This is a genomic window from Synechococcus sp. CCY9201, from assembly GCF_034931105.1.
Classification (GTDB): Bacteria; Cyanobacteriota; Cyanobacteriia; order PCC-6307; family Cyanobiaceae; genus CBW1002.
Genome location: NZ_JAYGIC010000175.1, coordinates 16,758 through 42,647, shown reverse-complemented (window position 1 = coordinate 42,647; position 25,890 = coordinate 16,758). Strand labels below are relative to the sequence as shown.

The 25,890-nt window shown below is 65.1% G+C and carries 24 protein-coding genes and 1 pseudogene; 8 read left to right on the top strand and 17 right to left on the bottom strand.

Annotated elements, in window-relative coordinates; translation table 11 throughout:
- Positions 1-4: 4 nt before the first annotated feature.
- Positions 5-952 (bottom strand): alpha/beta hydrolase, encoded by a 948-nt coding sequence (locus VB716_RS16890; RefSeq protein WP_323271094.1) that lies wholly within the window; start codon positions 950-952, stop codon positions 5-7.
- A 133-nt stretch (positions 953-1,085) separates the two neighbouring features.
- Between VB716_RS16890 and VB716_RS16885 the strand changes: the two genes are divergently transcribed.
- Both VB716_RS16885 and VB716_RS16880 read left to right on the top strand, forming a co-directional pair.
- Complete coding sequence (locus VB716_RS16885; protein ID WP_197170495.1) at positions 1,086-1,328, top strand: hypothetical protein; 243 nt, start codon at positions 1,086-1,088, stop codon at positions 1,326-1,328.
- Positions 1,329-1,415: 87 nt separating this feature from the next.
- The gene (locus VB716_RS16880; protein WP_323271093.1) at positions 1,416-2,855 is read left to right on the top strand and encodes a cytochrome P450; all 1,440 of its coding nucleotides are present in this window, start codon (positions 1,416-1,418) and stop codon (positions 2,853-2,855) included.
- Here the strand turns inward: VB716_RS16880 and stpA are convergent.
- On the bottom strand, positions 2,794-4,164 hold the full coding sequence (stpA, locus tag VB716_RS16875) for a glucosylglycerol 3-phosphatase (RefSeq protein ID WP_323271092.1): 1,371 nt from the start codon (positions 4,162-4,164) through the stop codon (positions 2,794-2,796). The two genes, VB716_RS16880 and stpA, sit on opposite strands and share 62 nt — an antisense overlap.
- Before the next feature lie 45 nt (positions 4,165-4,209).
- On the bottom strand, positions 4,210-4,395 hold the full coding sequence (locus VB716_RS16870) for a hypothetical protein (protein ID WP_197156544.1): 186 nt from the start codon (positions 4,393-4,395) through the stop codon (positions 4,210-4,212).
- Positions 4,396-4,790: 395 nt separating this feature from the next.
- On the opposite strand from VB716_RS16870, the gene VB716_RS16865 reads away from it, so the two are divergent.
- From VB716_RS16865 to VB716_RS16855, 3 genes are all read left to right on the top strand, one after another.
- Complete coding sequence (locus VB716_RS16865; protein ID WP_323271091.1) at positions 4,791-6,467, top strand: mechanosensitive ion channel family protein; 1,677 nt, start codon at positions 4,791-4,793, stop codon at positions 6,465-6,467.
- A gap of 123 nt (positions 6,468-6,590) precedes the next feature.
- On the top strand, positions 6,591-7,718 hold the full coding sequence (locus VB716_RS16860) for a mechanosensitive ion channel family protein (protein ID WP_323271090.1): 1,128 nt from the start codon (positions 6,591-6,593) through the stop codon (positions 7,716-7,718).
- A gap of 253 nt (positions 7,719-7,971) precedes the next feature.
- On the top strand, positions 7,972-8,760 hold the full coding sequence (locus tag VB716_RS16855; protein WP_197156540.1) for a hypothetical protein: 789 nt from the start codon (positions 7,972-7,974) through the stop codon (positions 8,758-8,760).
- Positions 8,761-8,802: 42 nt separating this feature from the next.
- Here the strand turns inward: VB716_RS16855 and VB716_RS16850 are convergent, their stop codons facing one another.
- From VB716_RS16850 to VB716_RS17550, 14 genes and pseudogenes are all read right to left on the bottom strand, one after another.
- Positions 8,803-10,665: a V-type ATP synthase subunit A gene (locus VB716_RS16850; RefSeq protein WP_323271089.1), complete on the bottom strand. Its 1,863-nt coding sequence runs from the start codon at positions 10,663-10,665 to the stop codon at positions 8,803-8,805.
- The gene (locus tag VB716_RS16845) at positions 10,662-11,405 is read right to left on the bottom strand and encodes a DUF2764 family protein (protein ID WP_197156536.1); all 744 of its coding nucleotides are present in this window, start codon (positions 11,403-11,405) and stop codon (positions 10,662-10,664) included. Before VB716_RS16845 ends, VB716_RS16850 begins: the two co-directional genes overlap by 4 nt.
- Complete coding sequence (locus tag VB716_RS16840) at positions 11,402-12,103, bottom strand: hypothetical protein (protein WP_197170491.1); 702 nt, start codon at positions 12,101-12,103, stop codon at positions 11,402-11,404. Before VB716_RS16840 ends, VB716_RS16845 begins: the two co-directional genes overlap by 4 nt.
- Before the next feature lie 62 nt (positions 12,104-12,165).
- Positions 12,166-12,618 carry an ATP synthase subunit C gene (locus VB716_RS16835; RefSeq protein ID WP_197156532.1) on the bottom strand — a complete coding sequence of 151 codons (453 nt, stop codon included), beginning with the start codon at positions 12,616-12,618 and terminating at the stop codon, positions 12,166-12,168.
- Positions 12,615-14,423, bottom strand: a complete 1,809-nt coding sequence (locus tag VB716_RS16830) for a V-type ATP synthase subunit I (protein WP_323271088.1) — start codon at positions 14,421-14,423, stop codon at positions 12,615-12,617. The genes VB716_RS16835 and VB716_RS16830 overlap by 4 nt, the downstream gene beginning before the upstream one ends.
- Entirely contained in the window at positions 14,420-15,031 is a 612-nt protein-coding gene (locus tag VB716_RS16825; RefSeq protein WP_323271087.1) for a V-type ATP synthase subunit D, read from the bottom strand. Before VB716_RS16825 ends, VB716_RS16830 begins: the two co-directional genes overlap by 4 nt.
- On the bottom strand, positions 15,028-16,479 hold the full coding sequence (locus VB716_RS16820; RefSeq protein WP_323271086.1) for a V-type ATP synthase subunit B: 1,452 nt from the start codon (positions 16,477-16,479) through the stop codon (positions 15,028-15,030). Before VB716_RS16820 ends, VB716_RS16825 begins: the two co-directional genes overlap by 4 nt.
- Before the next feature lie 423 nt (positions 16,480-16,902).
- Complete coding sequence (locus VB716_RS16815; protein ID WP_197156526.1) at positions 16,903-18,234, bottom strand: S41 family peptidase; 1,332 nt, start codon at positions 18,232-18,234, stop codon at positions 16,903-16,905.
- 95 nt (positions 18,235-18,329) lie between these two features.
- A complete protein-coding gene (gene ispG, locus VB716_RS16810; protein ID WP_231597970.1) occupies positions 18,330-19,607 on the bottom strand; it encodes a (E)-4-hydroxy-3-methylbut-2-enyl-diphosphate synthase in 1,278 nt (425 codons plus the stop codon).
- A 44-nt stretch (positions 19,608-19,651) separates the two neighbouring features.
- The gene (locus tag VB716_RS16805; protein ID WP_323248792.1) at positions 19,652-20,140 is read right to left on the bottom strand and encodes a solute carrier family 23 protein; all 489 of its coding nucleotides are present in this window, start codon (positions 20,138-20,140) and stop codon (positions 19,652-19,654) included.
- A complete protein-coding gene (locus tag VB716_RS16800) occupies positions 20,101-20,559 on the bottom strand; it encodes a cache domain-containing protein (RefSeq protein WP_197170487.1) in 459 nt (152 codons plus the stop codon). Before VB716_RS16800 ends, VB716_RS16805 begins: the two co-directional genes overlap by 40 nt.
- An 11-nt stretch (positions 20,560-20,570) precedes the next feature.
- Positions 20,571-21,281 (bottom strand): uracil-DNA glycosylase, encoded by a 711-nt coding sequence (locus VB716_RS16795; RefSeq protein ID WP_322758528.1) that lies wholly within the window; start codon positions 21,279-21,281, stop codon positions 20,571-20,573.
- A gap of 81 nt (positions 21,282-21,362) precedes the next feature.
- Complete coding sequence (locus tag VB716_RS16790; RefSeq protein WP_323271085.1) at positions 21,363-22,724, bottom strand: urea transporter; 1,362 nt, start codon at positions 22,722-22,724, stop codon at positions 21,363-21,365.
- A gap of 38 nt (positions 22,725-22,762) precedes the next feature.
- Positions 22,763-23,035 (bottom strand): annotated as a pseudogene (locus VB716_RS17550) (urea transporter); the annotation flags it as partial.
- Between the two features lie 246 nt (positions 23,036-23,281).
- On the opposite strand from VB716_RS17550, the gene VB716_RS16785 reads away from it, so the two are divergent.
- The 3 genes from VB716_RS16785 (at position 23,282) to VB716_RS16775 (ending at position 25,800) form a co-directional block, all read left to right on the top strand.
- Positions 23,282-24,460 (top strand): pyridoxal phosphate-dependent aminotransferase, encoded by a 1,179-nt coding sequence (locus tag VB716_RS16785; protein ID WP_323271084.1) that lies wholly within the window; start codon positions 23,282-23,284, stop codon positions 24,458-24,460.
- Between the two features lie 51 nt (positions 24,461-24,511).
- Positions 24,512-25,450: a putative selenate ABC transporter substrate-binding protein gene (locus tag VB716_RS16780; RefSeq protein WP_323271083.1), complete on the top strand. Its 939-nt coding sequence runs from the start codon at positions 24,512-24,514 to the stop codon at positions 25,448-25,450.
- Between the two features lie 113 nt (positions 25,451-25,563).
- Positions 25,564-25,800 carry a hypothetical protein gene (locus VB716_RS16775; RefSeq protein ID WP_322758532.1) on the top strand — a complete coding sequence of 79 codons (237 nt, stop codon included), beginning with the start codon at positions 25,564-25,566 and terminating at the stop codon, positions 25,798-25,800.
- The last annotated feature ends 90 nt before the right edge of the window (positions 25,801-25,890 follow it).

Below are 25,890 nucleotides of genomic sequence, written 5' to 3'. Positions count from 1 at the left end.
GGGGTCACGGCGATCCGGCCGGCACCGCCAGCAGGGCCTCGATCCAGCTCCGCAGGTCAGCCAGCACCTCCTGGCGGTCCAGATCGTCAAAGAGTTCGTGGAAGCTGGCTGGGTAGAACCGCCAGGTGCTGGTCGCTTCCGGCAGCCCGGCGAAGAACCGTTCCGCTGCCGCCGGCGGGGTGACGCCATCGGCGCCGCTCTGCAGCAGGAGCAGCGGCAGGGTGATCCGGGGCGCCTCCGTCTGCAATCGCCCAGCCACCGCCAGAAATTCGGTGGCCAGCCGCGCTGAGCAGAGGGTGTGCCGGTATGGGTCGCGGCGGTAGGCCTCGAGGCGGATCGGATCGCGGCAGGCCAGCCTGAGGGGGAAGCCCGTGGACAGGGTGAAGGAGGGCCAGATCCGTGAGAGGAGGCGGGCGCACAGCAGGCGCCAGGAAGCTGCTCCTGTTTCTCCGACGGCAGGATTCGAGACCACCGCCCCGATGAGCCGGGTGCTGGCCTCATCCGGATCCAGCACCGCATCCAGCACGAGGGTCCCTCCGAGGCTGTGACCCAGCAGCAGACAGGCCAGGTCCGGGCGGGCTGCGGTCACCTCGCTGGCGAGGAACTGATCCAGACAGTCGCGGTAATCGCTCCAGGACCGCACCAGCCCCCTGGGACCGTCCGAACGGCCATGGCCCGGCAGATCAAAGGCGAACACCTCCAGACCCCAGCCCACCAGCTCCTCGGCCAGGTCTGTGAACAGACCGCTGTGACCTCCGATGCCGTGCACCAGCACCATCGCCGCCCGGGGCGGCTCCGCACCGCTCCAGCGCTGCCGGTAGAGCCGCAGACCCGCAGGTGCCAGGCTGGTGGTGGCGGTCCACCAGCCTTCCTGCCGACACACCGCGCCGCTCCACTCAGCGGGCTGTCCTGAGGTGGGGTGCCCGGACGCGGGGCGGGATGGCTGGGGCATCCGTCTGGCGGGAGAAGGGGGCGTCCCCAGGGTGCAGCCGATGGGCTGACGCTGCATGGGTACGACGTGCTAAGAAAATCTTCGTCAGCGGTGACATCCGCCAACAATGCGGGGGTCCTCCGCCCCTCAGGCCATGCCCGTCGGAGCACCCGGGCAACCCCAGCCGCTGGACAGCGTTGGCAGCGGGGGACGGGATGGGGATCCTGCTCCCGGCCTGGATCTGGTGGCGCTGCTCAGCCTGGTGGGCTGCCTGGCGGCGGCGCTGCTGATGGCCCACGGCATCGTTCGGGTCCATCAGGCGGGTCTGGTTCTGCTGGGCGATCCCGAGGCCCGCGCTCAGCAGGTCAGCCGGCTTCCCTCCAGCGGGCGCGACTGAACGCAGGCCAGCCCGCCGCCCTCAAGGCCGGAGTGCATCCATCGCCACCACGCCCCGTGGCGTCCCGTCGTTTCCCCTTCGACCACCTTGCCCCAGACCAAGACTGAGACCCAGGCCCAGGGTCAGCCTCAGACCAAGTCGAAGACTCGGACCCTGCCCAGCTCCGCGCTGCCGGCCGGCCCGCGTTCCCCCTGGGTGTTGCAGACGTTCGGCTGGATCCGCTCACCCTTCCGTTTCATGCGGCGAGCCGCCAGCCGTTACGGCGATGCCTTCACGGCACGGCTGGGAGGGGGCGGAAGGCCGCTGGTGATGCTCAGCGCGCCGGAGGATCTGCGCACGCTGCTCAATCAGGATGACGGCGATCCGTTCGATGCCCCCGGGGACCTCAACGCCCTGTTCGAACCCTTCCTCGGCACCGAGTCGGTGATCGGCATCAGCGGCGACCGACATCGCCGCATGCGCAGATTGCTGATGCCTCCCTTCCACGGGGAGCGGATGCGTTCCTATGGGCAGACGATCGCGCAGATCAGCGATGCGGTGATCGATGGCTGGCCTGTCGGAACGACCTTCTCCGCCCAGAAGGCGATGCAGGTGATCTCCATGCGCGTGATCCTCTCCACCGTCTTCGGGCTGGCGGAGGGGGAGCGCTACCGGGAGCTGGAGCGGCTGCTGGTCGCCCTGCTGGATCAGATGAGCAGTCCGGCGAGTGTGAGCCTCCTCTACTTCCCGCTGCTGCGGCTTGATCTGGGGCCGCTCAGCCCCTGGGGCGGCTTTGTGCGCCGGCGTGCCGCGATCGATGCCCTGATCGATGACGAGATCGAGCGGCGCCGCCGGCAACCCGAGGCTTTTGAGGTTTCGAGCGACATCCTGTCGCTGCTGCTGGCGGCCCGCGATGAGCAGGGTCAGCCGATGACGGACCAGGAGCTGCGGGATGAGCTGATGACCCTGTTGGTGGCTGGCCACGAAACCACCGCCACGGCCCTCACCTGGGCGCTCTACTGGCTGCATCGCAGGCCGGAGCTGCGTCTGCGCCTGCAGCAGGAGCTGGCTGGAGTTGATGCTGCCGCCGACCCCACGGCCGTGTTGTCTCTTCCCTATCTGGCGGCGGTCTGCAACGAGACCCTGCGCATCTACCCGGTGGGCATGCTCACGTTTCCGCGGGTTGTGCGCCGTCCCGTCACCCTGGCAGGCCAGCGCCTGGAACCGGACACGCTCGTGATCGGCTCGATCTATCTGGCTCACCGTCGCCCGGCCGTCTATCCCGATCCCGAGACCTTCAGGCCCGAGCGCTTCCTCGAGACCAGCTACAGCCCCTACGAGTTCCTTCCGTTCGGTGGCGGCAGCCGGCGCTGCATCGGCATGGCGTTCGCCCAGTACGAGATGAAGGTGGTGCTCAGCCGCATTCTCAGCCGCGCCAGCCTCGAACTGGACGCCACCCATGCCGCCCACCCGGTGCGGCGGGGCCTCACGTCGGGGGCGTCGCCGGTGCGTCTGCGTCGGACGGGATCGCCCCATTCCCAGGGTTGAGGGCCGCGGCCAGCCCGGCGAACCAGGCGGTGTACTGGCGATGGCCGCCGGCGAAGAGGTACTGGAGTCGCAGCGGATCGGCGGGATCGCTGATCCCCTCCACCGCTTCCCAGGGGGGCTCAGCCCCAGGGGTGCCCTCCTGCAGGCCATCCCCCAGACCGGGCCGGCGCACCTCGCCGCGGCTGCTGTCCACGAAGAGCACCAGGTTGTCGGTGCTGAACTGGCGGCCGAGATCCTGAACCAGCCGCAGGAAGCCCCGGTCACTGCCGCCCCGCAGCCGTTCGCCCGATCCGGGGCCGGCTGGCTGGGAGGTGAGGGTGTCTCCGACGCCGACCAGCTGTGGCAGCGTGGCCGGGTCAAAGCACTCCTGGGCCAGCCGCAGCAGATCCGTGTGGCCACGGGGTGCCGTGCGCACGGTGAAATCGGGGCCGAGGGGGTAGTGGCCGGTGCGACTGTGCACGTGCTGATTGAGCAAGACCAGCACACCGGCTTCCTTCACCGCGCCGCTGAGCATGAACTGGAAGTCGGTGGTGCCGGCATCGCCCGCCTGGCCAGGCCTCAGCCGTTCGCGGTCGCCGCTACTGCCGAGGTTGGGGGCGAGGTGCACGAAGAACGACCCCGCCAGCCCCTCGGCCGCCGCCTGGTCGAGCAGACCCTCCATCAGGGCGGCCATGGCCTGTTGCAGCCGGCCCCACAGCTCCGGTTCTGCCCCGAAATAGGGGAAGAGGGTGTTGATGTTCAGGGTGGGGGAGACCTGGTTGTCCAGCACGGCGGTCTGCACCAGCGCCTCCAGTTCGGCGCCCTGCAGGCCGAAGGAGGGCCCCGCCAGCAAGCTGGTCAATGCGTCGCGCAGCCGGATCGGCACCTGCTCGAGAAAGGTGAGTTCGGCAGCGCTCACGCCGGGATGCTCGATCCGGCCGTGGCAATCCTGAATCTGCACGCCGCCGCCGGCCAGGCCAGGCAGATAGAGGCCCTCGCGGCGCACCGCCTCGGCATCGCCCACGGCCGCTTCGACGATGGGATTCATGCCGCGGCGGCCGCCGTGCTCGCCGTTGGTCAGCACGGCGAAGCTCCCCTGCATCGCCTTGCAGGCCCGCAGGTAGGCCGGATCAACCCGGCGCTGCAGGGGATCACGCACCAGGGGCATGCAGACCCCATCGAGATCCTGGATCAGCAACAGCGGCCGTGACAATCGGGACCGGACTGCTCCGGCCCCTGTGGAGCCAATCCTTCTCCCCTGGCTCAGCCCCTCCAGCAGACGGTCATGGTCACCACTGAAATGGGCGCTGCTGAGCTGGGAGATCGCCAAGGGCCATGGGTGAAATGTCTTGGGGCATCATCAGACTGCCCCTGCTCAGATCCATCGCCTGCCATGCAGCTGCGCCATGGCTGATTCCGCAGCCCGGAGCTCGCGCTCGGTCTCGATCCAGCTCTCATTGCCGATCGGCAGGAGTTCCACCTGCTCGGCCAGCTGAGCATGCAGCACCTCCAGCCGTTCCCGCAGGGCGGTCAGCCTGGAACGGGTGCGCAGGGTGGACATCTGCAGCTTGGATGCGCTCGCAGGGGCCACAGGACATGCAACCGACATGCTCGGTTGGAGGGAGGGCGGCGGGATGTCCATGGGGACCTGTTGCGGAGAACAAGTGACGCGGTCCGGCTGAAGGCCCGACTGGCCCGGCTTCACCGATCCAGCAGGCTGCGGACTGTGACACGTCCAAGGTTGTCCCATCCAACCCAGGTCTGGCCTGGGCTCTTAATATTTAGTTTCGATTTGGCGGGGTCTGCGGGGGTGGGAAGGTGGCAGGAGATTCGTGGCCTCGCGTCAGCCTCAGGCACCGGCCTTCTGGAGAGAGCGGCATGACCCCAAACCGTCTCCCCCCTCACGGGCGCCACCGCCATAGACGGTCCCCGAGAGGCCGTCAGCGACTGCCTCGGTTGCTGTTCCCCATCGTCCTTGCGGCGTGGTTGGCGATCACGGTCGGGGCGGGACTGCTTCATGGGGCAGGCGCGACACCGCTCGGGCCCGTGATTCCCCAGGCCGCAGTACCGGCAGAGAAGGGATCCGCTGGATCGCTCACCAAGGCTGCCTCGCAAGCTGCGGGGCCCGAGCAGGTGGAGCTGGACGGCCGTCCCTTGTTCGGCGTCTGGTCATCGAATGAGTTCAGTGCCGAACAACGGGTGGAGCCGGTCAACCGCATCCTCCAGCAGGCCGTGCTCTCCCGTCGCCCCGTGCAGATCACGGTGCGGGAGCACAACAACCTTCCCGTGCTCGCCCTCGACGGGCAGGTGCTGATCACCGTGACCCGGCGCGATGCCCCCGATGGGCTCGACCCCTTTGCGCAGGCCCAGCGCTGGAAGGCGGAGCTGGAGAAGGCGATCGAGCAGGGCCGCCGGGAGCGCCATCCGGATCACGTTCGCCGCAGTCTCCTGCTGGCCGCAGCTCTGATGCTGCTCGCCTGGCTGGGTCAGCGCGCTCTGGGGTGGCTGGGCCGGAACCTGGCGCAAAGGTATTTCGAGCCGGCTGCGATCGATCCGGCGCGCCCCATGCGCGTTCAAGGTCTGCGCTTTCTGCTGCGCAGCGGGATGCTGGCGCTGAAGATCGGTCTGTGGATCTCTGCGATCGCCCTGGCGGCTCAGCCGTTTCCCAGCGCCCGGATCGGCTTCTATCGGGTCGCCACCGCCCTGAGCGACAGCCTCGCCTCACCGTTTCTTCCCTTGGGAGAAAACAGCTACTCCGTCCTGGATGTCGTGGTGTTGCTGGGTCTGTTTGTGCTGCTCACCCGCCTGGTTGGGGTCCTGCAGGGGCTGTTACGCAGTCGGGTCCTGCGATACACGGGCATCAACGTGGGAGCCCAGGAGGCGGTGGCCTTTGTGGTGCGCTATGGCCTGCTGTTCATCGGCACCCTGGTGCTGCTGCAGCTCTGGGGCCTGGATCTGTCCTCTCTCACTCTGTTCGCGGGTGTCCTGGGCGTGGGCGTGGGCCTCGGTCTGCAGGGCATCACCAAGAATTTCGTGAGCGGTCTGGTGATCATCTTCGAGCAGCCGATCCGGGTGGGGGATTTCGTGGAGATCGGTGATCTGCAGGGCACCGTGCAGCGGGTGAATCTGCGCAGCACGGAGGTGCTCACCCTGGATCGGATTGCCATCATTGTGCCCAATTCCGAGTTCCTCGAATCCCGGGTGGTGAACTGGAGTCACGGCTCCACCACCTCCCGCCTGCAGGTGCCTCTGGGGGTGGCCTACGGCAGTGATCCGCAACAGGTGACCCAGGCCCTGTGCGAAGCCTGCGCAGATGTGGACGGCATCCTCAAGGAACCGGAACCGCAGGTGTTCTTCCAGGGCTTCGGCGACAACGCTCTCAACTTCCATCTGCTGATCTGGATCAACCAGCCACTCCGTCAGTATGAAATCATCAGTGCCCTGAACTACCGCATCGAAGCCGTTATGCGGCAATACGGCATCACGATCCCCTTCCCCCAGCGCACCCTCCATCTCAGCGAGGGTGCGCTGCAGCTGCAGCTGCCGACGGAACTCAGTCGTGCTCTGTTGGGAGGGCTTCCAGGCCCACAGGTTGGAGCCGATGTCTCCACCGAGGCGATGCCGCCCGGCTGATTCCCTGCACGTCTGCCTGGGGGCCGCCTCGCTGGATCTGTGTGCTGCAGCATGGCTCAGGGTTCGGCCACGCAGGCGTCGATCTCTGCATAGGGTGCACCGAATGTGCCGCAGGATCAACGGATGCCGATGGGAGGAATCAACAACACCGCCGCCCTAGCCATTCTCAGCACCCTGGGCGGCATGGCCCTTGGTGCTTTCGTGGTCTGGCTGGCGTCGCGTCTGCTCAAGCGCTGGGTGATGCGGCTGGTCGGGCGAACCAGCAGCCGCACCGACGATCTGCTGGCCAGCCTGGTGTTGAGCACGATCACGCCGCTGGCCTATCTGGGGGTGGCGGTCTGGGGGTGGCAGAGCCTGGTGTCTGAGCTGCAGGCCCTGGCCGCCGGTGCCTGGCTCGACCGGGTCGTGGAGGGGGCCTTCCAGTTGGTTGCCATCGTGCTGGTGGTGCGCTTGGTGAACAGCAGTCTGTTGCTGCTGTTGGATCGCTCGCTGCGCCGGTTCGGCAAGGACAGGCAGATCGCCACTCTGCAGAGTCTGGCCCCGATGATCCGCACCTTGTTCTGGTTGCTCGGGGGACTGGTGTTCCTGCAGAACCAGGGCGTGGAAATGGGCGCGATCTATGCCTCCCTGGCGGGTGCCGGCATCGGTATCGGCCTGGCCCTGAAGGGGCCAGTGTCGAACTTCATTAACTATCTCACGATCCTGCTGGATCAACCCTTCGAAATCGGACAGGTGATTCAGTTCGGCGGGCACTGGGCCTCGGTGGAGAGAGTGGGAATCCGTTCATCGAGTCTGCGCAGCCTCGATGGCGAGCGCATCGTGATCAGCAACGAGGATCTGCTCAGCCAGACGATCCGCAACTTCGGCGATCTGCCCCGCCGCCGGCTGGTGCATCACATCGGCGTTGAATACCAGACCTCACTGGAGAAAGTGCGCCGCATTCCTGCGCTGTTGCAGCAGGTGGTCGAGCAGGTGCCGCCGGCTGAGTTCGATCGCTGTCATTTCGTGCGGTTTGCAGACAGCGCTCTCGAATTTGAGTTTGTGTATTTTGTCCCAGGTGGTGATTACGTCCTGGCTCTGAATGTTCAGCAAGAAGTGAATTATCAGATTATGGAGAAATTCCTCGGTGAAGCCATCGCCTTTGCTTACCCAACGCAGACCCTCTTCCTCGAAGGGGGCTCATTACCTCCTGCAATGCCTTCAACAGGGTCCTCCGCAGACTCTCCTCAAGTCATTTCATCCAAGACTTGATTATTGGAGCTTCGCTATGTCCATGGCAGCCTTTCGGTCAAGTAAAGCAAATCCAAGATCTTAGCCATGGCAAGAGCTCGCTAATGATTCGCCGGTCGAATGTGATCCGAACACCGTGGCTTTCATGGTCTCAATGACCGGCGACTAAGGCCTGGAACCACCACGTCCCTCCGTGTTGGGACGACCTTCATGGCGCGCCGGGATGTCTTTCCCTACTGTGGGCGCACCCGCTGTTTCACAGGGACTCGCCTCCATGTTCGAGAGTTCTCCGCCTGCTCCGGCTCAACTTGATGTTTTCGAAGCGGTCAGGCAAGGCTGGGCGGCCTTCAGCCGGGCCCCCTGGGTCTTCGTGGGGTTCTCCCTGCTGCTCACGGTGGTGAATGCGATTTTCAGTGGCATTCAGCGGCTGGGTACCAACGAAGAGGGACTGCCAATCAGCGGGCCGATGGCGTTGGTGGCGCTGCTGGGGGCTGTGGCTGGTGTGATCGTTAGTCTCTGGGGGAGCGTTGCCCTGGTGCGGGGATCCTGGAGCGCTCTCGAAGGTGGTCAACCCAGCTTCGCGACCTTCGTGCGCTGGGATGGGGCGGCCATGATCCGGCTGTTTCGTAACGGGTTGGTGCTCGGCGTCCTGGTGGGGTTGATGCTCCTCGTGGCCGCCGGCCTGGCCTTCGGAGTGGCGCAGCTGAGCCAGTTGCTGGCAGTCCTGCCCTTGCTCGTGGCCCTGCTGGTGCTGATCTATGTGGTGATCAATCAGAAGTTCCTGGCCCAGGTGAGCCTGCTGGAGGGACTTGGCCCGATCAGCGCGATCCAGCGGGGCCGCGCTGTGGTTGACCCGCAATGGGGCCAGGTGCTGCTGCTGGGCCTGGCGGAATTTGCCGTGATGCTGCTCGGCTTGATGGCCTGTGTTGTGGGCCTTTTCGTGGCCATTCCCGTGGTGGCCTGCATCAGCACTGCCGCCTACCGGCAGGTGTTCGGGACCACCGATCTCACCGGCCTGATGACGGGCAGCGACGCTGGACAGGATGCGGCCTCCCTGGTCTGAGACCCCCACGGATCTGCACCGCTCAGCTCTCGCCTGGTCTGCTCAGCTCAGCGGCTGGACACCGGTTCCGTCGTCTTGGCCATGCCAGGCTGGATGAGCCTGGGTGGTGGCGAGAGTCTGGATCTGTTGCAGAAAGCCTGTGTAAGTGGGGGAGTTGGTGGGTGCATAGTTGAGGTTCTTGAACAGACCGGTCAGGCGGGTGAAGAAATCACGGACGGCCTTCTTGTCGTTGAAGTGATAAGTCTGGTCCACCAGCCCGCAGACCAGATCGAAGCAGGTTTTCTGGCGCTCGATCGAGCAGCTGGCATCCACCTCGTCGAAGGAATCCTGCTGGAGGTACACCATGTCGAGAAACAGGGACTTCTGATACAGAATAAAGTCTTCGATTGTGACGCCCTCCTCGCCGGTCACCTGAATCATCTGGTTCACCGCATCACCGCGGCGCAGCAGATCGGTCATGGCCTGCACCCGCTTCACCCAGTCGGGGGCGACATGCTTGGCGAACCACCCTTCGAGCTGGCCGAAGTAACGCGACCAGGACATCTGGATGTCGACCGCGGGATAGAAACGCTTGTAGGCCCGATCCGCACTCAGTCCCAGGAAGGCCTTCACGGTGCTGAGGGTGGATTGGGTGACCGGCTCCTCGAAGTTGCCGCCGGCTGGTGACACGGTGCCGATCATGGTAAGGCTGCCGACGCTGCCGTCGTTGGTGCGGATGATGCCGGCCCTTTCGTAGACACTCTTGATCGAGGAGTCGAGATAGGCCGGAAAGGCCTCCTCTCCGGGGATCTCCTCAAGCCGGCCGGAGGTTTCGCGCATCGCCTGGGCCCAGCGGGAGGTGGAATCGGCGATCAGCAGCACGTTGAAACCCATCTGGCGGTAGTACTCGCCCAGGGTGAGCCCCGTGTAGATCGAAGCCTCTCGGGCCGCCACGGGCATCGAGGAGGTGTTGCAGATGATGATCGTGCGATCCATCAGTGATCCGCCCGTTTTCGGGTCGATCAGTTTGGGAAATTCGGTGATCGTTTCCACCACCTCGCCGGCCCGTTCGCCGCAGGCCACCACGATCACCACGTCCACGTCGGAGTGGCGGGAGATCATGTTCTGCAGCACGGTCTTGCCTGCGCCGAAGGGCCCCGGGATGCAACCGGTTCCCCCGCGCGCGATCGGCAGAAACGTGTCGACGATCCGCTGGGTGGTGATCATCGGCTCCTCCGGATAGAGCCGCTCACACAGCCGCCTCTCCAGCAGGTTCTGGGGCAGGGGTTGCCGCACCGGCCATTCCTGGGTGAGGGTGAGGGAGCGGCTGTTGCCTTGGGCATCGCGGATGCGGGCCACCGCGGTGTCGATGGTGAAGCTGCCCTGCTGAATCCAGTCGAGCGTGACCTCTCCAGGCTCGGCGAAGGGCACCATGATCTTGTGGGTGAAGCGGCCTTCCTGCACCGTGCCGATCACATCACCGGCCCTGAGCCGCTGGCCCATCCTGGCGGTGGGCTGAAACGACCATTTCCGCTCGGTATCCAGGGGCGGCACCACGGCTCCCCGGGGCAGGAACGTGCCATACCCGGCAGCCAGCCCGGCGAGGGGATTCTGCAGGCCGTCGTACACCTGGCTCAGCAGACCCGGCCCGAGGGTGACCGACAGCAGTTCGCCCGACTGTTCGACGGGATCTCCCACGCCCACTCCCTTGGTGCTTTCGTACACCTGGGCATCGGCGGTGGAGCCGTGCACCCTCAGAACCTCGGCCTTGAGGCGTTCCTGCCGGTTGCCGTCCTTGCGGCCCGGGAGGATGTAGATCACCTCATTTTTGAGGATCGGTCGCGGATTGGTATCGGCCATGGCGATCGTCACCAGGTCGTCCTGCACGGCGACCACGCGGGCGATGTTGAAGCTGGCTTCGGTCATCGGCTGGCAGCGGCGGGTTGGGTGGCGGGAGCGGATCGAGGGGGGGGCGGAGCCTGGGAGCCGTTGGTGATGCCCGCCAGCGAGGTACTGACGAGATCGCCGAAGCGCGTCACGGCCAACCGGGCGTCGTAATGGGACCAGCGATCGACCAGCGCCCAGCGGGCGACGTACACAACCACGGCCTCGAGGTCGAAGTGGTGACCGAAACCAAGACGGTCAAGATCCTTCCAGATCACTCCGAACAACGAGCGTTCCAGCGTCACCAGATCTCCCGATTCGAGCAGGTGGCTCACGTTGGGGATCCAGGGGAAGACCGCCTCAAGACCGAAGGCCGGCTCCTTCCAGCGCCGCTCGATCGTGTTCACCCAGGGACCAAAGCCCCAGGCGGGACCCGTGGGGGGCTCGCTTTCGCCGCGGTGGCGTCGGCGCAGGGCCGCGATGATCGTGCGCAGGTCGAGACGCTGGGCCACCAGCTGGCGCAGGGTGGGGTTCGACACCTCCTTGAAGAACTGATTCGCCGACTCCAGCAGACGGGCGTCCACCGGAGCAGCCAGACTGTCGTCATCCCGCACCGACTGGGAGAGAAAACCCACCATCAGGTCCAGGGTGTGTTTGTCCTCGGGGTGCAGCAAGGTGAGGCGGCTCTCGAGTTTCAGCATCGAAATCGCCGGTGCCCGCGCCTCCAACAGACCTCCCAGGGGCGGCAGGCTGGCCATCAGCGCCGTGTAGCGGGGGCTCATTTCACGACACCCTCCAGCAGCGCCCGGAAGCGAGGTTGCAGATGCTGAAGGATGGCCTCGGCCACGGCCGCATCACTGATGTCGAGCATCACATCGCGATCCACCAGCCGCAGTCGCAGCCCCTGCTGGTGGTCGGAGGCGACGCCGAAGCTGACCCCCTCGCGCAGGATCCCCCGGGACACGAGCTGCACGAACCGGGTGAGCACACCGTTTTCGAGCTCCTGGGGATTCTGGCTGAGTTCCTCGAGGCCGGCGATGTGGCGGGGCAGGATCACTTCAGGCTGCTCGGAGCGGTCGGCCTCGCCCCGTACACGACCCACCACCTCCAGGATCATCTTTTCGAGGATTTCCTGCTTCTGCTGCTCCTCTCCCACCAGCTGGCGCACTTCGCCCCGGAACCGCTCCATCAATTGCGACTTCAGCTCCAGCACCGCATCCCGCAGGGCCAGCGTCAGGGCCTGCTTGCCGGAGTTTTCCAGGGTTTCCGCCTGATGACGGGCCTGCTGCACGATCTGGTCGGCCTGCTGGCGGGCCTGATCAAGCAGATGCTGGGCATCGGTCCGGGCATCGGCCACCAGTTGATCGGCCTGGCTCCTGCCGGCGGCCACACCCTGATCCCGCAGACGGGAGATCAGCTCCTCAACCCCCGCAGCGACCTGGGCCGGGGTGTCTTCACGTTTGGTTCGGAACTTGGGCATCGCACTCCAGAACAGAGGAGGGGGAACAGCGGATCACAGAGTTGGACGTGATACGGGGTGACTTACTTGGGAATCCCACCGGCAGCCACCAGGGCGAACACAAAGGCAAAGACGGCGAAGCCCTCCACGATTGCGGCCGGTGCCAAGGCCAGGCCGAAAATCTCCGGCTTCGACTTCGATCCGGCGATCGCCGAAGCGCAGCAGAGACCCTGATAGATCGCGGCAATCAGAAAGGCGAGTCCCGACAGAGTGCCCAGGCCGAACAGGGCCCCGGCATTGGCCGGGATCACCGGCCTGTTGAGGATGAACATCACCACAATGCCGTAGATCGACATCGACGATGGCAGCGCCGAAAGGCCGACAAAACGACCGTAGCCGCTGTTGACTTCCATCATCGCGCCGATCGCTGCCTGACCGGCAATGGTGCAGCCGATCGCGGCACCGATCGCCCCCAGAGCGACCGGGGCATAAATCCCGATCCAGCCGAGAGCGAGTAGAGAGAAATGGTCGTTCAAGAGGCAAGCTCCTTTTTGATGAAAGGCCTGAAGGGAACACCTTCCCCGGACAGCCCCCAGTTGAAGAATTCAATGAAGTTCAACCGTAGGCCGTGCACAAATCCACTGATGATCGCCAGCAACAGATTGATGCCATGGCCCAGCACCAGAATCAACAGGGCAATCGGCACACCCAAGGCCAGGCCCGAGTGTGAGACCTGCCCAGCCAGCTGGTTGAAGGTGATCGCCAGGGAAGCGCTCGCCAGGCCCAGGGCAAACAGACGGAGGTAACTCATCACATCGCCGAATAACTTCGAGATGGCGGTAAGCGATCCCAGCCCGTCCAGCAGGCGCAGCAGCAGATCGGCCGGATGGCTGATATGGCGTTCACTGCTGAGCAGCAGAACGGTGAGCAGTCCACCCGCAATCAGGCCGATGCCCAGGTGAAGGAAGGGAGTCTCGGCCTGGCTGAGATAGAGCGTCAGCCCGCCCAGAATCACCGCCATCCAGCCGATCGGTGGTGCCGTCTGGGCCAGCGACTGGCCCCGCAGGGCCACCACGCCATTGGCCAGGAGCAGGTGGGCACAGCCCACCACCAGCGACAGCTTCATCATCGCGGCGAAATCATTGAGATCCAGCAGCTTGCAGTGCGCCAACAGGGAACCAGCTGGAGGTGCTACGCCGAAATAGCTGCCGGCCAGAATTCCATAGATCAGCGCCATCACCAGGCCCACAACCGCCAGAATGCGGAAGTGGCGTCCACCGGACGAGCGCCCCATCGCTGTCCACTTCAGGCCTACCACCAGCCCCAGCACCAGGGCATAGCCGGCGTCCGCCATGATCATGGCGAAGAAGAACGCGAACGAGAAAAAAACCACGATCGAGGGATCCCAGTCGCGGTAGCCCGGGGTCTCGTAAAAGGTGACCAGATCCTGGCCGCCGCTCAGGGTGGTGGGGTTGCGCAACAGGGTGGGTGGGGAGTCCTTCGGCTCCGGCACCTCGGCGAGATAGGCCAGACCGTGCTGTTGCGCAAACGCGTCGAGACGGGGCAGGGCGGGGCGAGGAATCCAGCCCTGCAGTTGCACCAGCGTGTCGTCATCGAGGGCCATGCCGCTGGCCTGCTCCCGCGCCTGGGCGTCCTCGGCCCGGGTGAGGTGTTTGGAGAGCAGAAACACCCAGCGGCTGAGCGATTCGTGCTCGGCCTCCACATCCTCCAGGGCGGTGCGGGCGTCATCGAACTGGCGCTGCACATCCCGATGGGATTGGGCCCCCACATGGGAACGGGCCACGGGCAGGAGTGCCTGATCGGGTTCCTGCTCGGCGATCAGGGCGTAATACCCATGGGCGGGGGATTCGTGCAGCAATTGCCAGGGCAGACCAAGACTGCCAAGGGCACCACGAAATGCGGCGGCCTTGGGGTGGGGCACCCGGTAGAACCACAGGAGATTGCCCGCCAGTCCATCCTGATCGGGAAGGCTGAAGTCTCCCCAGGGCTCCAGTTCATCCAGTCGCTTGCCCAGGGCCAGCACCCGATCCTCGGCCTGCTGCTTGCGTTGCCTGTTGGCCAGGGCTTCGGCCACGATGCGGTCGAAATCAAACGTGGCATCGACCCTCGTCTGATGGCGCCGTCGCCGGACATCCATCAGATAGCGCAGGGCCTTGCGGGCGTCTTCGCTGGGCCGTGCGACCACGAAATTCTCGTCTTCCGTGGTGCTGGTCAGGGGGATCAGATGCACGCAGCCGAGGCTCTGGAGGCCATCGAGCAGGGGTTTCCGGTCGGCCGAGAGCCCGAACAGCGTGAGTTTGGCCAGAGGAATGATCGTCATGGCGCTGCGGCGGTTTGCCGTTGTTTCTTGCGTTTGGCGATCTTGGAATTCACCACCCCGGCGCGCTCCGCATCGGCCAGGTAGATGGTGATCTGTCTGATGTTGCTGCGGGTCCGGGGGATCAGCACCCGATCGAACAGATTGAACCGTTGGGTCACCTTGCGCTCGGCCTGTCGCAGCAGCTCCAGCCGCTGCTCGGCCACCTGCAGTTGCAGCTGATTGCGCAGGGCCTCCTGCAGCCAGCCCACCACGGCATCCACCCAGAAGGGCCGGCTCAGCAAGCCATAGTCGGCCACCCGGAAGTCCACCCCTTGCAGTTTCGGCAGGCGGGTGCCCATCAGGTTTTCCTCCTGTTGATGAACGGCGGTGATGGTCACCAGATCCGAGAGGTCGATCCGCTCGTGGGCCAGCATCGGACAGGATTTCCCAACCTCCGCCTCGATGGCGGCCGCCCGGGTTCGGGCCTCCTCCAGCTGCTGGCGGGCGGCTTCTCGCTCCGCACTGAGTTGACGACGTTTGAGGTCCAGGGACGGCAAGACGTCGTGATAGGTCTTGAGCAGACCCTTCTGCCGGCTGAGGGAGGCTTTGGTGAGGGAGAGTCTGCTCATGCGACGGTGGTTGTCTGCGGGCCTGATGGCGGAGAGCCTGGCTGCGAAGAATCTGGTTGCGTTGAAGCTGGCTGCGTTGAAGTTGGCTGGGCAGGAGTTGGCTTCGGAGGAACTGGATGGGGAAAGTACTTGTCGATCAGTTCCTGCTTCATCAGCAACTCCTGAGGCTCGAAGCACTCGGCCAGGGTCTGCCAGGCCAGATCCAGGGCTGCCTCCAGCGGTAGATCCACATTGATGTCCATGAAGCGATCACGGAAGAGGTCGCCGAAGTGGATCAGTTTGCGGTCGTAGTCCGAGAGCTCGAATGCCATGGCCTGCTTCTGCTGCGCATCCCTGGCGCCGGCATACAGCCGGATCGTGGTGTTCATGATCTGGCTGTGGTCTTCCCGGGTCACCTTGCCGATCACGTTCTGCTTGAGCCGCGACAGCGAGCCGAAGGGATCGATCATGCCGTCGTGCAGATAGAACTGCCCTTCGGTGATATAGCCGGTGTTGTCCGGCACCGGGTGGGTCACATCGCCGCCAGGCATGGTGGTGACGGTGAGCAGCGTCACCGAGCCCCCCTTGGCGTAATCGGCAGCCTTTTCGTACCGGCGCGCCAGCTGGGAGTAAAGGTCTCCCGGGTAGCCGCGGTTGGCCGGTACCTGATCCATGGCGATGCTGATCTCCTTGAGACCATCGGCAAAGGAGGTCATGTCGCTGAGCAGCACCAGCACCCGTTTTCCTTCTTCCAAGGCAAATTTCTCGGCCACCGCCAGGGCCATGTCGGGGATCAGGATCCGTTCCACGATCGGGTCGGAGGCCAGATTGACGAACATCACCGTGCGGGGGAAGACACCCGCTTCTTCGAAGGTCTTGCGGAAGGCGTAGTAGTCGTCGAAGATCAGGCCCAGACCGCCGAAGACCACCACATCGGCATCCGCCTGAATGCCGATCCGTGCCAGGAAGGGATTGAACGGTTCGCCGGAGATGGAGAAGATCGGAATCTTCTGGCTTTCCACCAGACAGTTGTAAATATCAATCATCGGCACGTTTGTGCGGATCAGCTTGGAGGCCAGGATGCGGCACATCGGATTCACCGATGGACCGCCGATTGGCACCCGGGGATCCTGCGAAAGTTCGGGTCCACCATCCATCGGCTCGCCGGTGCCGCGAAACACCCTGCCGAGGATGTTGTCGGAATAGGTGGCCGTCATCGGATGGCCGAGAAAGCGTACCTGCGAGTTGGTCGAGACCCCCTTGGTTCCACGAAACACCTGCAGGGCCACCGAGCCCTGCTTCAGATCAATCACCTGGGCCAGAGAACCACTGCCGTTGGCGTTCTGCAGGACCGCAAGATCGTTGAAGCGGGGTGTATTCTCACCCACTTCTTCTCCGGCAGGAACCTCCACCCGGATGATGTCGCCCACGATCTCGAGGATCTTCGAGTAACTGGCGAAAAGGCTCATGTCGTGGCAGTCGCAGCCCCTGGGCTTCTGGGTTGAAGTTTCACTCCGGAGAACCGGAAGGTTCTTCTTGCACCCTAGGCATTCAGCTTTAGATCGTCAGCTCCCTGCGGCCTCTTTGTCATCAAAACCTGCCAGCGGCCGAAGGGTACTGAGCTGTCATCCACCTGCTGCCCTATCACCAGTCAGGGGTTGCGATCGGACAGGGGTCACAAACAATGTGGCTTTCCAAGGGCAGAAGCTGCTGGACATCAAGGCCTGGGATGGCAGTGGATCAGCGGCAGTGGATCAACGGCAGTGGCTCCAAAGGGAATGGCTGAAAGGAATGGGGTCTCTCAGGGCACGTGCAGGCCAAAGCCCGGATCACGGGCTGGCAGTGGGCCCCGCTGGCCTAATGAGGCTTGACTGTTGCCCCAGAATCCCGATTCAGCGGCTACCCAGGGCCGCCGGCAGGTTTGCGCTGCCGGGCTTGTAGGTGCTACCGGACGTGGCGGTGATGCGCAGCTGCTTCATCAGGGTGGATTCGGCGGCCCGGTACTGGGTGTCCTTGGCGGTACCCAGATCCTCAAGCTTGAGCTTCTGAGCCTCCGCCTCAGTCATCTTGGCCGGCACGTCGGGATCGATGCCGTGCTTGTGGATGTCGCGGCCACTGGGTGTGAGGTACTTGGCAATCGTCACGGTCATGCCGGAGCCGTCCGACAGGCCACGCACGGATTGCACCAAACCTTTGCCGAAGGTCTTCTGCCCGACCAGCACGGCCCGCTTGTTGTCCTGCAGAGCACCGGAGAGAATTTCGCTGGCGCTGGCAGATCCTTCGTTGACCAGGATCACCAGGGGCTTTTCTGTGAGTGCCCGGCCGGTGGCCCGCTTCACATCCTGGATGCCGTCCCGGGTCTTGGTCGATACGATCGTGCCCTCGTTCAGCCATTGCCGGGCAATCTCGACGCTGGCCATCAGCAGGCCGCCGGGATTGCTGCGCAGGTCTAGTACATAGCCCTGCACACCCTTCTCCTCAAGATCCTTCACCGCCAGCCGCATATCCTTTGTGGCATTGGCGTTGAATTGCTTGAGGCGGATGTAACCGACCTTGAGGCCTTCCCGGGTTGTGTTGATCTGATGATCCACCGCGTGCAGTTCAATCCTCGCCCGCATCAGTGGCACCTCAATCAATTGACCTTTGCGGCGCAGCGTGAGATTCACCTTGCTTCCGGCCTGGCCGCGGATCAGCTTGACCGCATCCTCGGTGGTCATGCCCTTGGTCGTCTTGCCGTCGATCGCCGTGATCACATCCTTCGGCTGCACCCCCGCTCTGGAGGCCGGTGACCCGTCGATCGGGCTCACCACGATCAATTCCTTGGTCTCCTTGTCAATGCTCAACTGGATTCCCACCCCGGAGAGCTCTCCGGAGGTGTCGATCTGCATCTCCTTGAATTCCCGTGGATCCAGGAAACGGGTGTAAGGGTCGTCAAGGCTGCCCAGCATGCCGCGGATGGCCTCATAGGCCTCCTTGGGGTTGCCGTAACTCTTGGCCAGGATGTCGCGACGCAGCTGCCGCCAGCGATCGGGGGTGTACTTGCCGGTGGTGTCCAGATAATCCCGGAAGACGATCTGCCAGGCCTGGTCCATCACCTCCTTGGGGCTGTCGCTCACCAGGGGACTGCCTCCGGGGGCCATCACCAGTTCGCGGGCCATGACGGCAGTGGCCGCACAGGCGCTCAAGCCAACCAGCACCAGGATGCCGGCGCGACCTCTGGCCATCAGCTTGCGCTCCCGTCGTCAGTGAATGTCCCTTTAACGTAACCCCCGTGGCCGATTCCGTCGTAACGGATCTCCGCACCATCACCGGCGAAGGTTCAGGGATCCACCCAGCGGCCGTCCTCGCGGATCAGGGCGATCAGCGCCTCCACCCCCTCGGCCTCCGGCACCCGGCGGATCTCCTCGCGGCCGCGGTACAGGGAGATGGTGCCGGGGGTCTTGCCCACGTAGCCGTAGTCGGCATCGGCCATCTCGCCGGGGCCGTTTACGATGCAGCCCATCACGGCGATGTCCAGACCCGTGAGGTGGGCGGTGGCGGAGCGCACCTTGTGCAGCACCTCCTCCAGGTTGAAGAGGGTGCGGCCGCAGCTGGGGCAGGCCACGTACTCCACCATCGTCTTGCGCAGCCCCAGGGCCTGCAGGATCGAGTAGCAGACAGGGATCTCCTTCTCCGGCGCCTCGGTGAGCGACACGCGGATCGTGTCACCAAGCCCCTCGGCCAGCAGGGTGGCGATGCCGGCGGTGCTCTTGATGCGGCCGTAGTCGCCGTCACCCGCCTCGGTCACTCCAAGGTGAAGCGGGTAGTGGAAGCCCTCGGCATCCATGCGGTCGGCCATCATCCGGTAGGCGGCCAGCATCACCGGCGCCCGCGAGGCCTTCATCGACACGACGATGTTGTGGAAATCGAGGCGGTCGCAGATGTGGATGAACTCCATCGCGCTCTCCACCATTCCCAGAGGGGTGTCGCCGTAGGTGAACAGCATCCGCTCCGCCAGGGAGCCGTGGTTCACACCGATGCGCAGGCCCTTGTCCTGCTCCTTGAGCAGGCTCACGAGCGGTTCGAGGGTGGTCTGGATGCGCTCGCCGATGGCGGCCACCTCCTCGGGGGTGAATTCGGTGCGGTTCGGGTCGGGCTTGTCGAACACGTAGAGCCCTGGGTTGATCCGCACCTTGTCGACGTGCTGGGCCACCTCCAGGGCGATCTTCATGCCGTTGTGGTGCACGTCAGCCACCAGCGGTACCGGGCGGTAGCTGTCTTCCAGGCGTTTGCGGATCTCGCCCACCGCCTTGGCATGGGCGAGGCTCGGCACTGTGAGGCGCACGATCTCACAGCCGGCTTCATGCAGGCGGCGGATGCCGGCGGTTGCGCCAGGGATGTCGAGGGTGTCCTCGTTGATCATCGACTGCACCACCACCGGGTGGTCGCTGCCCACCAACACGTCGCCTACCCGCACGCTGCGGGTCTTGCGACGGCGGATCACCGTGTCGTAGCGAGGGTTGTTGGCCCAGTCGGGAATGGCCGCATCGGCACTGTGGGCGGCGCTGTTCACTGCGCTGTCGGCGGCGCTTGGGTTGCGGGCCGGGGCGGCGGTCATCGCTGTGGGGCCGGAAGACGCGCCAAGCCTGTCACACAGAACCGTCAGCTGGCGGCTGGACGCTGCAGCAATCGCAGCAGCTGGGTGAGCAGGATCGCCACCACCGTGGACAGGGTGAGTGAGGAGCTGAACAGGGGGCGCAGCCAGGCCGGCAGGTGGAGGTAAAGCTGGGGCAGGATATCCAGACTCAGGCCCACCACCAGGGCCGTTCCCAGCACGTAGCCGGATGCGGGGCTGAGCGGCTTGCTGACCATCATCCGCAGGCCCGAGCTGATCACCAGGGCGATGATGTACACCAGGATCGCCCCCACAACGGGGTCGGGGATCAGGGCCAGCACGGCGGTGAGGCGCGGCGAGAATGCCAGCAGGGCGAACAGGCCGCCAGCCCAGTAGGCGAGCACCCGGCTGGTTGCCCCGGAGGCCTGGCTGAGGGCCACGTTGCTGGCGGACGTGTCGGAGGCCATGCCGCCCAGCAGGCCCGAAAGGGTCACCGTCAGGCCGTCGGCGAGCAGCCCCCCCTGTACCGAGGCCATCTCCGGCTCCTGCCAGTCGGCGTCGTTGACCCGCTGGCCCTGGGCCCCGGCCTGCGGGCCATAGCCACGATCCGATCCACCACCGGCTGGCCTGTCACATCGCGCAGCTGACCCATGTTGCGGCCTTGAAATTCAGGGAAAATGGGATGAAAGAGGTTGGTGCCATCGGCGTCGTAGACAAACAGATAGTCGTTGCCATGGAGCCAGCGTGACCCTGGCCTGGAGAAGTCCTTGAGGGCCTGCAGACCCTTCTGCTCCAGGTGGGCCGCACCGTCCTCCACCAGGCTCACCAGGTCGCGGGTGTCGCGGAAGCGATAGAGCGGCGCAGCCTTCTCGGCCTGCGGTGGCCTGCCGCAGGCGGCGAGCAGTGGCGCGAGCACAGCCCCCACCAGCAGGCGCCTGCATTGACCTGCTGCCATGCGAGCGGTCTTCACGCCGGATCGCCCTGGGAACTGCCGGCCGCGGCGGCCTCCAGTTCACCCAGGCGCCGCCGCACCTCCTGCAGGTCCTGCCAGGTGAACCACTTGGGGCTGCCCTGCTGCCGGGAGGGATTGCGCAGCAGGTAGGAGGGGTGGAACAGCGGCATCAGCCAGCGGCCACCCAGCACCGTGCCGCTGCCCTGGCGCCACTGGCCTCGCAGCTTGGTGATCCCCCCCTTCACCCCCAGCACCCCTTCCAGGGCGGTGGCGCCGGCCAGCACGATCACCGCTGGATCCACCAGCTGGATCTGCCGTTCCAGCCAGGGGAGGCATGCCGCCATCTCCTCGGCTGTGGGCTTGCGGTTGTCGGGTGGGCGGCACTTCACCACGTTGCAGATGTAGGCATCCCGGTTGCTGTCCAACCCCACACTCGCCAGCATCTGGTCGAGCAGCTGGCCGGCGCGCCCCACGAAAGGCAGCCCCGTGGCGTCTTCCTGGGCCCCGGGCCCCTCACCGATCACCATCAGGCGGGAGCTGGGATTCCCCCGGCTGATCACCACCTGTTGGCGCCCCAGCGCCAGACCACAGCGGCGGCAACCGGCACAGGCGGCTGCGAATTCAGCGAGTGAAGCGTCTCTGGTGGGCTGCAGGGCCGGGCTGTAGCGCTCGGCCTGGAAGACATCCGGCTGCTGGCCCTCCTGGGAGGGGATCAAAGGGTTCATAGGCAGCGAAATGTTCCGCGGAATCCTGTCTCGGGGCATCGGAGATCCGCCGACCATGACCCTACGGCTCACATGAGTGGTTCAGCTGAGCAGAAGTAGATCCACAAATTCACCCCAGGTCAGGGGGCGCTGCTGCGGACCGAAGATTCTGACCTCCTCTTCGGGCTGTAGGGGACGGGCACCGACACTGCGCAACAGCCGCTGGAGTTCAGCCCGATCGAGGTGACCATCGGCATTGGCATCGACGGGCAGCAGGTAGGTCAGCAGGCGTTCATGGCCCTGGGAAAGGCGCTGCAGCCGCAGGACCATTTCCACGAATTCCGCTGCATCCAGGCGGCCGTCCCTGTTCAGGTCCATGTGCTGCAGCACCCGATCCAGCAACGCTCTGACCTCCGCAGGACTCTGTTGAGCACAATCGCCCGCCAGGGCGCGCCGTAACTCCTTCAAGGAAAGACAGCCGCTGGAATCGAGGTCGAGCTGGCGAAAGAGCTCCAGCCATTTCGCCACCAGAGCGGGTTGCATGAAGGAGGCCAGAGATGGACCTGGACCCGTACCCGGGGAGGCGGCATGGTGCAGGCGGTGGCGGAAGTCGGCCAGCAGGCGGCGGGCCACTCGAAAACGACGGCGATGCTCCTCGGGGGTGAGGATCGCGTGAAGGGCCACCGGAACCAGGGCCGGCAGTCTTCGCCGCACCATCACAAGCATCAGCCAGGTGGCGAGGACGAAGGGGAGTGAGGAGAGGGGCAAGCCAACCCTGGTCAAGGGTGCCAGAAGGATCCGCTCCAGCGGAATGGTGAGAGCGGCACCGGCGATGGCGATCGGCACACTCCGGCGGGTGGGTGCAAAAAAGATGCCGCCCAAGGCGATCGCAGCCAGGACAGCGTTGAAACCGTACGCTCCTGAGATCACCTCTTCCCACGAGTTCAGCCCCAGCAGAAGGCCTGTCAGAGCTGCTGTCAGTGCCCCCAGGGCCCCGAGGAGTGCCGCCACTGGACTGGCCAAAAGGACCGACAGGAGCACCAGCATTCCGCTGGGTAATCCTGTACAGAGAAAAACCTGACCGAAACCCCGTACAACACCTTGCACCAGCCATGGCAAGGGGGAACCCTCCCCGGCAAAGGGCAAGGAAGCGGACAATGAAAGTGATGGTTCCACCGGATCGGTCTGGATGCCGATTGCGCCGAGACCAGCCAGCAGCAGCGGCAGCAGCCAGCCGATCAGGCAAGCCGGCAGGGAAAGGGGAGGCAACCCGGTCCTCCCAAACCACCAGCTCCTCAGCCCCTCCAGGCAGGCCGCACTCAATGCACCCGCGAGCGGTACCAACACCAACCAGAGCACCAGGGCGGGGCCAGCAGGGGGCGCAACCAAGGCAAGGGCGCATCCCCCCAAGGCCCCGTTGAAGCCCACGATCCCCTGCCTCCTGGAGGAGGGATCCCATGCCATGGCGATTTCCATGGCATGGGCACCGGCATGCCGAGCACCGCGAATGCGGCCATCCAGCCGGACTGCAGCAACAGTGCGAGCAGCAGCACAGCCCCACTGAGGGGATTGTTGATCAGGATGACCTGGCCCACCGATCGCAAGCCGCAGAAAAGCTCGGCCAGATGGGAACGTCCGGCGATCCAGGGATCCGTGAGGGCGTGCAGGGTTCCGCTGGTCGGAAGGAGGCGCTCAAGAAGACTGCTGGGCCGGGGTGCCTCGGGCAGCAGAGGCTGCAGCAGTCCGTAGGCAGTGACCTGGGAGGCGTTCTCCATTCCGGGTCCGGTTGCAGGCGATGTCATGGAGAGCGACGCCGCGGCCTACTCCGCGAACCCCGTAGCAGAACGCTTTGAATCTCCATCGACGCGACCGGAACTGCCGTCACCCTGGCTACCAGGACCTCACGGGCATGCTCCTGATGGGCGGCGTGGCGATTGGTGAAGGGCCCAGGCCGAAGGCTGCGGGGCATAGGGCAGGATGACCCCTTCGCCGAAGCTGCGCCCCGTTGGCGCGCCTGTCCCATGCCGGCCCCGTTGACGCTGTCTGCCCGGGCGCAGGCGTTGCAGCCCTCTCTCACCCTGGCGATCGCCGCCAAAGCCAAGCAGCTGCGCTCTGAGGGGCGGGATATCTGCAGCCTCAGTGCCGGCGAACCTGATTTCGATACGCCAGCCTTCATCCGCACGGCCGCAGCGGACGCCCTCGAGAGCGGTCATACCCGCTATGGCCCAGCCGCTGGTGAGCCGGAGCTGCGCCAGGCGATCGCCACCAAGCTCTCGGCGGAGAACGGGGTGTCCACCAGCAGTGACCAGGTGCTGGTGACCAACGGTGGCAAGCAGGCGCTCTACAACCTCTTCCAGGTACTGCTGGGCCCTGGCGATGAGGTGTTGCTTCCCTCCCCCTACTGGCTCAGCTACCCGGAACTCGCCCAGCTGGCCGGTGCTTCGGTGAAGCTGCTGCCCAGTGATGCCAGCGCAGGCTTCCGCCTGCGGGCCGAGCAGCTGGACGCCGCCATCACGCCAGCCAGCAAGTTGCTGGTGCTGAACAGCCCCTCCAACCCCACCGGCATGGTGCTCAGCCGGGCTGATCTCGAGGCGATCGCCGCGGTGCTGCGCCGCCATCCCCATGTGGCTGTGGTCTGCGATGAAATTTATGAATTCCTGCTGGCCCCGGGCCACAGCCACCACAGCTTCGCGGCGGTGGCCCCCGATCTGGCCGACCGGATTTTCATTGTCAACGGCTTCGCCAAGGGCTGGGCGATGACCGGCTGGCGCATCGGCTGGCTGGCGGGGCCCCGGGCCGTGGTGGCCGCCGCCAGCGCCCTGCAGAGCCAGAGCACCAGCAATGTCTGCAGCTTTGCCCAGTACGGAGCCCTGGCCGCGGTGAGCGGCCCGCGCGACTGCGTGATCGCGATGGCAGAGCAGTTCAATCAGCGCCGCACTCTGCTCACCGAAGGCCTGCAGGCGATTGCGGGTGTGACCCTGCGCGCGCCGCAGGGGGCTTTCTACGCCTTCCCGGACGTGAGCTCCTATGGCCTCGATTCGATGGCGCTCTGCAGGCTGCTGCTGGAGGAGGTGGGCCTGGCGGTGGTGCCGGGTGTGGCTTTCGGAGATGATCGTTGCATCCGTCTGTCGTGCGCCGCTTCGCCTGCCACGATCAACGACGGCCTCGGGCGTCTCCAGCGTTGCCTGGCCACCCTCTGATCTTGCGGCGCTGCCGCTGCAGCGCGGTTTTTTCCACCCTTGCAACCAACCATGACGCCCCGCGCCCGCTGGACCGCCGTGCTGGCAGGTCTCTCCCTGGCCCTGCTGCCGGCGGTCCTGCCTCCGCTCAACCCCCAGGCCGCTCCGCTGCTGAGCCGGGCTGAGGCCCAGCAGACCGTGCTGCGTATCAGCGCCATCCCCGACCAGAACCCCGAGAAGCTGAATCGGCTCTACGGCCTGGTGGCCGATGAGCTGGGTCAGCAATTGGGCGTGCCGGTGAAGTACGTGCCCATGACCGACTACACCGCTGCCGTGAGTGCATTCCGCACCGGCAATCTCGATCTGGTCTGGTTCGGTGGCCTCACCGGCGTGCAGGCCCGTCTGCAGAAGCCGGGGGCGACGGTGATTGCCCAGCGCGACATCGATGCCGCGTTCCACAGCGTGTTCATCGCCAACACCGCCAGTGGCCTCAAGCCCCTCAGCAACCAGAAGGGCCTGACGGCTCTCAAGGGCAAGCGCTTCACCTTCGGGTCCGAGAGTTCCACCTCCGGCCGGCTGATGCCCCAGTATTTCCTCAATCAGGCCGGTGTGAGCCTCAAATCCTTCGCCGGGGGTGCACCGGGGTTCAGTGGCAGCCACGACGCCACGATCGCCCTGGTGCAGAGCGGTGCGTATCAGGCCGGCGTGGTGAATGAGCAGGTCTGGAAGAGCAGCCTGCGGGAGGGCAAGGTGAACCGAAGCAAGGTGATCGCGATCTGGCGTACACCGCCCTACCCCGATTACCACTGGATCGCCCAGCCAGGCCTGGACAAGCGCTTTGGCAAGGGCTTCACGGGCCGTATCCAGGCGGCGATCGTGAGCTGGAGGCCGAAGGATCCCGAGCAGAAGCAGATTCTTGAGCTGTTCGGCGCCCAGCAGTTCACCCAGGCCCAGGCGTCGGACTACCAGAAGATCGAGCAGGTGGGACGGCAGATCGGCAAGATTCGCTGATCTGCTCAGGCGAGGGCAGAACTGAGCCTTGGAGGCTGGGGGTTGGCCTGGCCTCCTGTGGAAAGCGGCCGAAATTGTGCTTAGCGTTCCCTCAGCTTCATGAAGGTCCGTCCATGCAGTTTTCCGGAACCCTGGAGGAGTTGCGCAGCCTCGTGGAGCGCCTCGGCCATCCCGGCCACTGGGAGCACAAGGGGGCCTACGAACTGTTTGTGTTTGACGAGCAGCAGACCAATCTGCGGCTGAACTGGTGGCCTGAAAGCGGCGCGCTCACCCTGGTGGGGGACCCCGCCGAACGGGTGCAGTGGGAAGCCGATCTGCAGGGCTTGCTGGACCAGCACCGGGCCGAATGATGCGTGGGGGCCTCTGCTGTCGGTTCAGGTGGAGCTGCGCTTCAGCCTTGACCGATCCGGTGGGATGGTCAATCGATTCTGGAGCTTGGA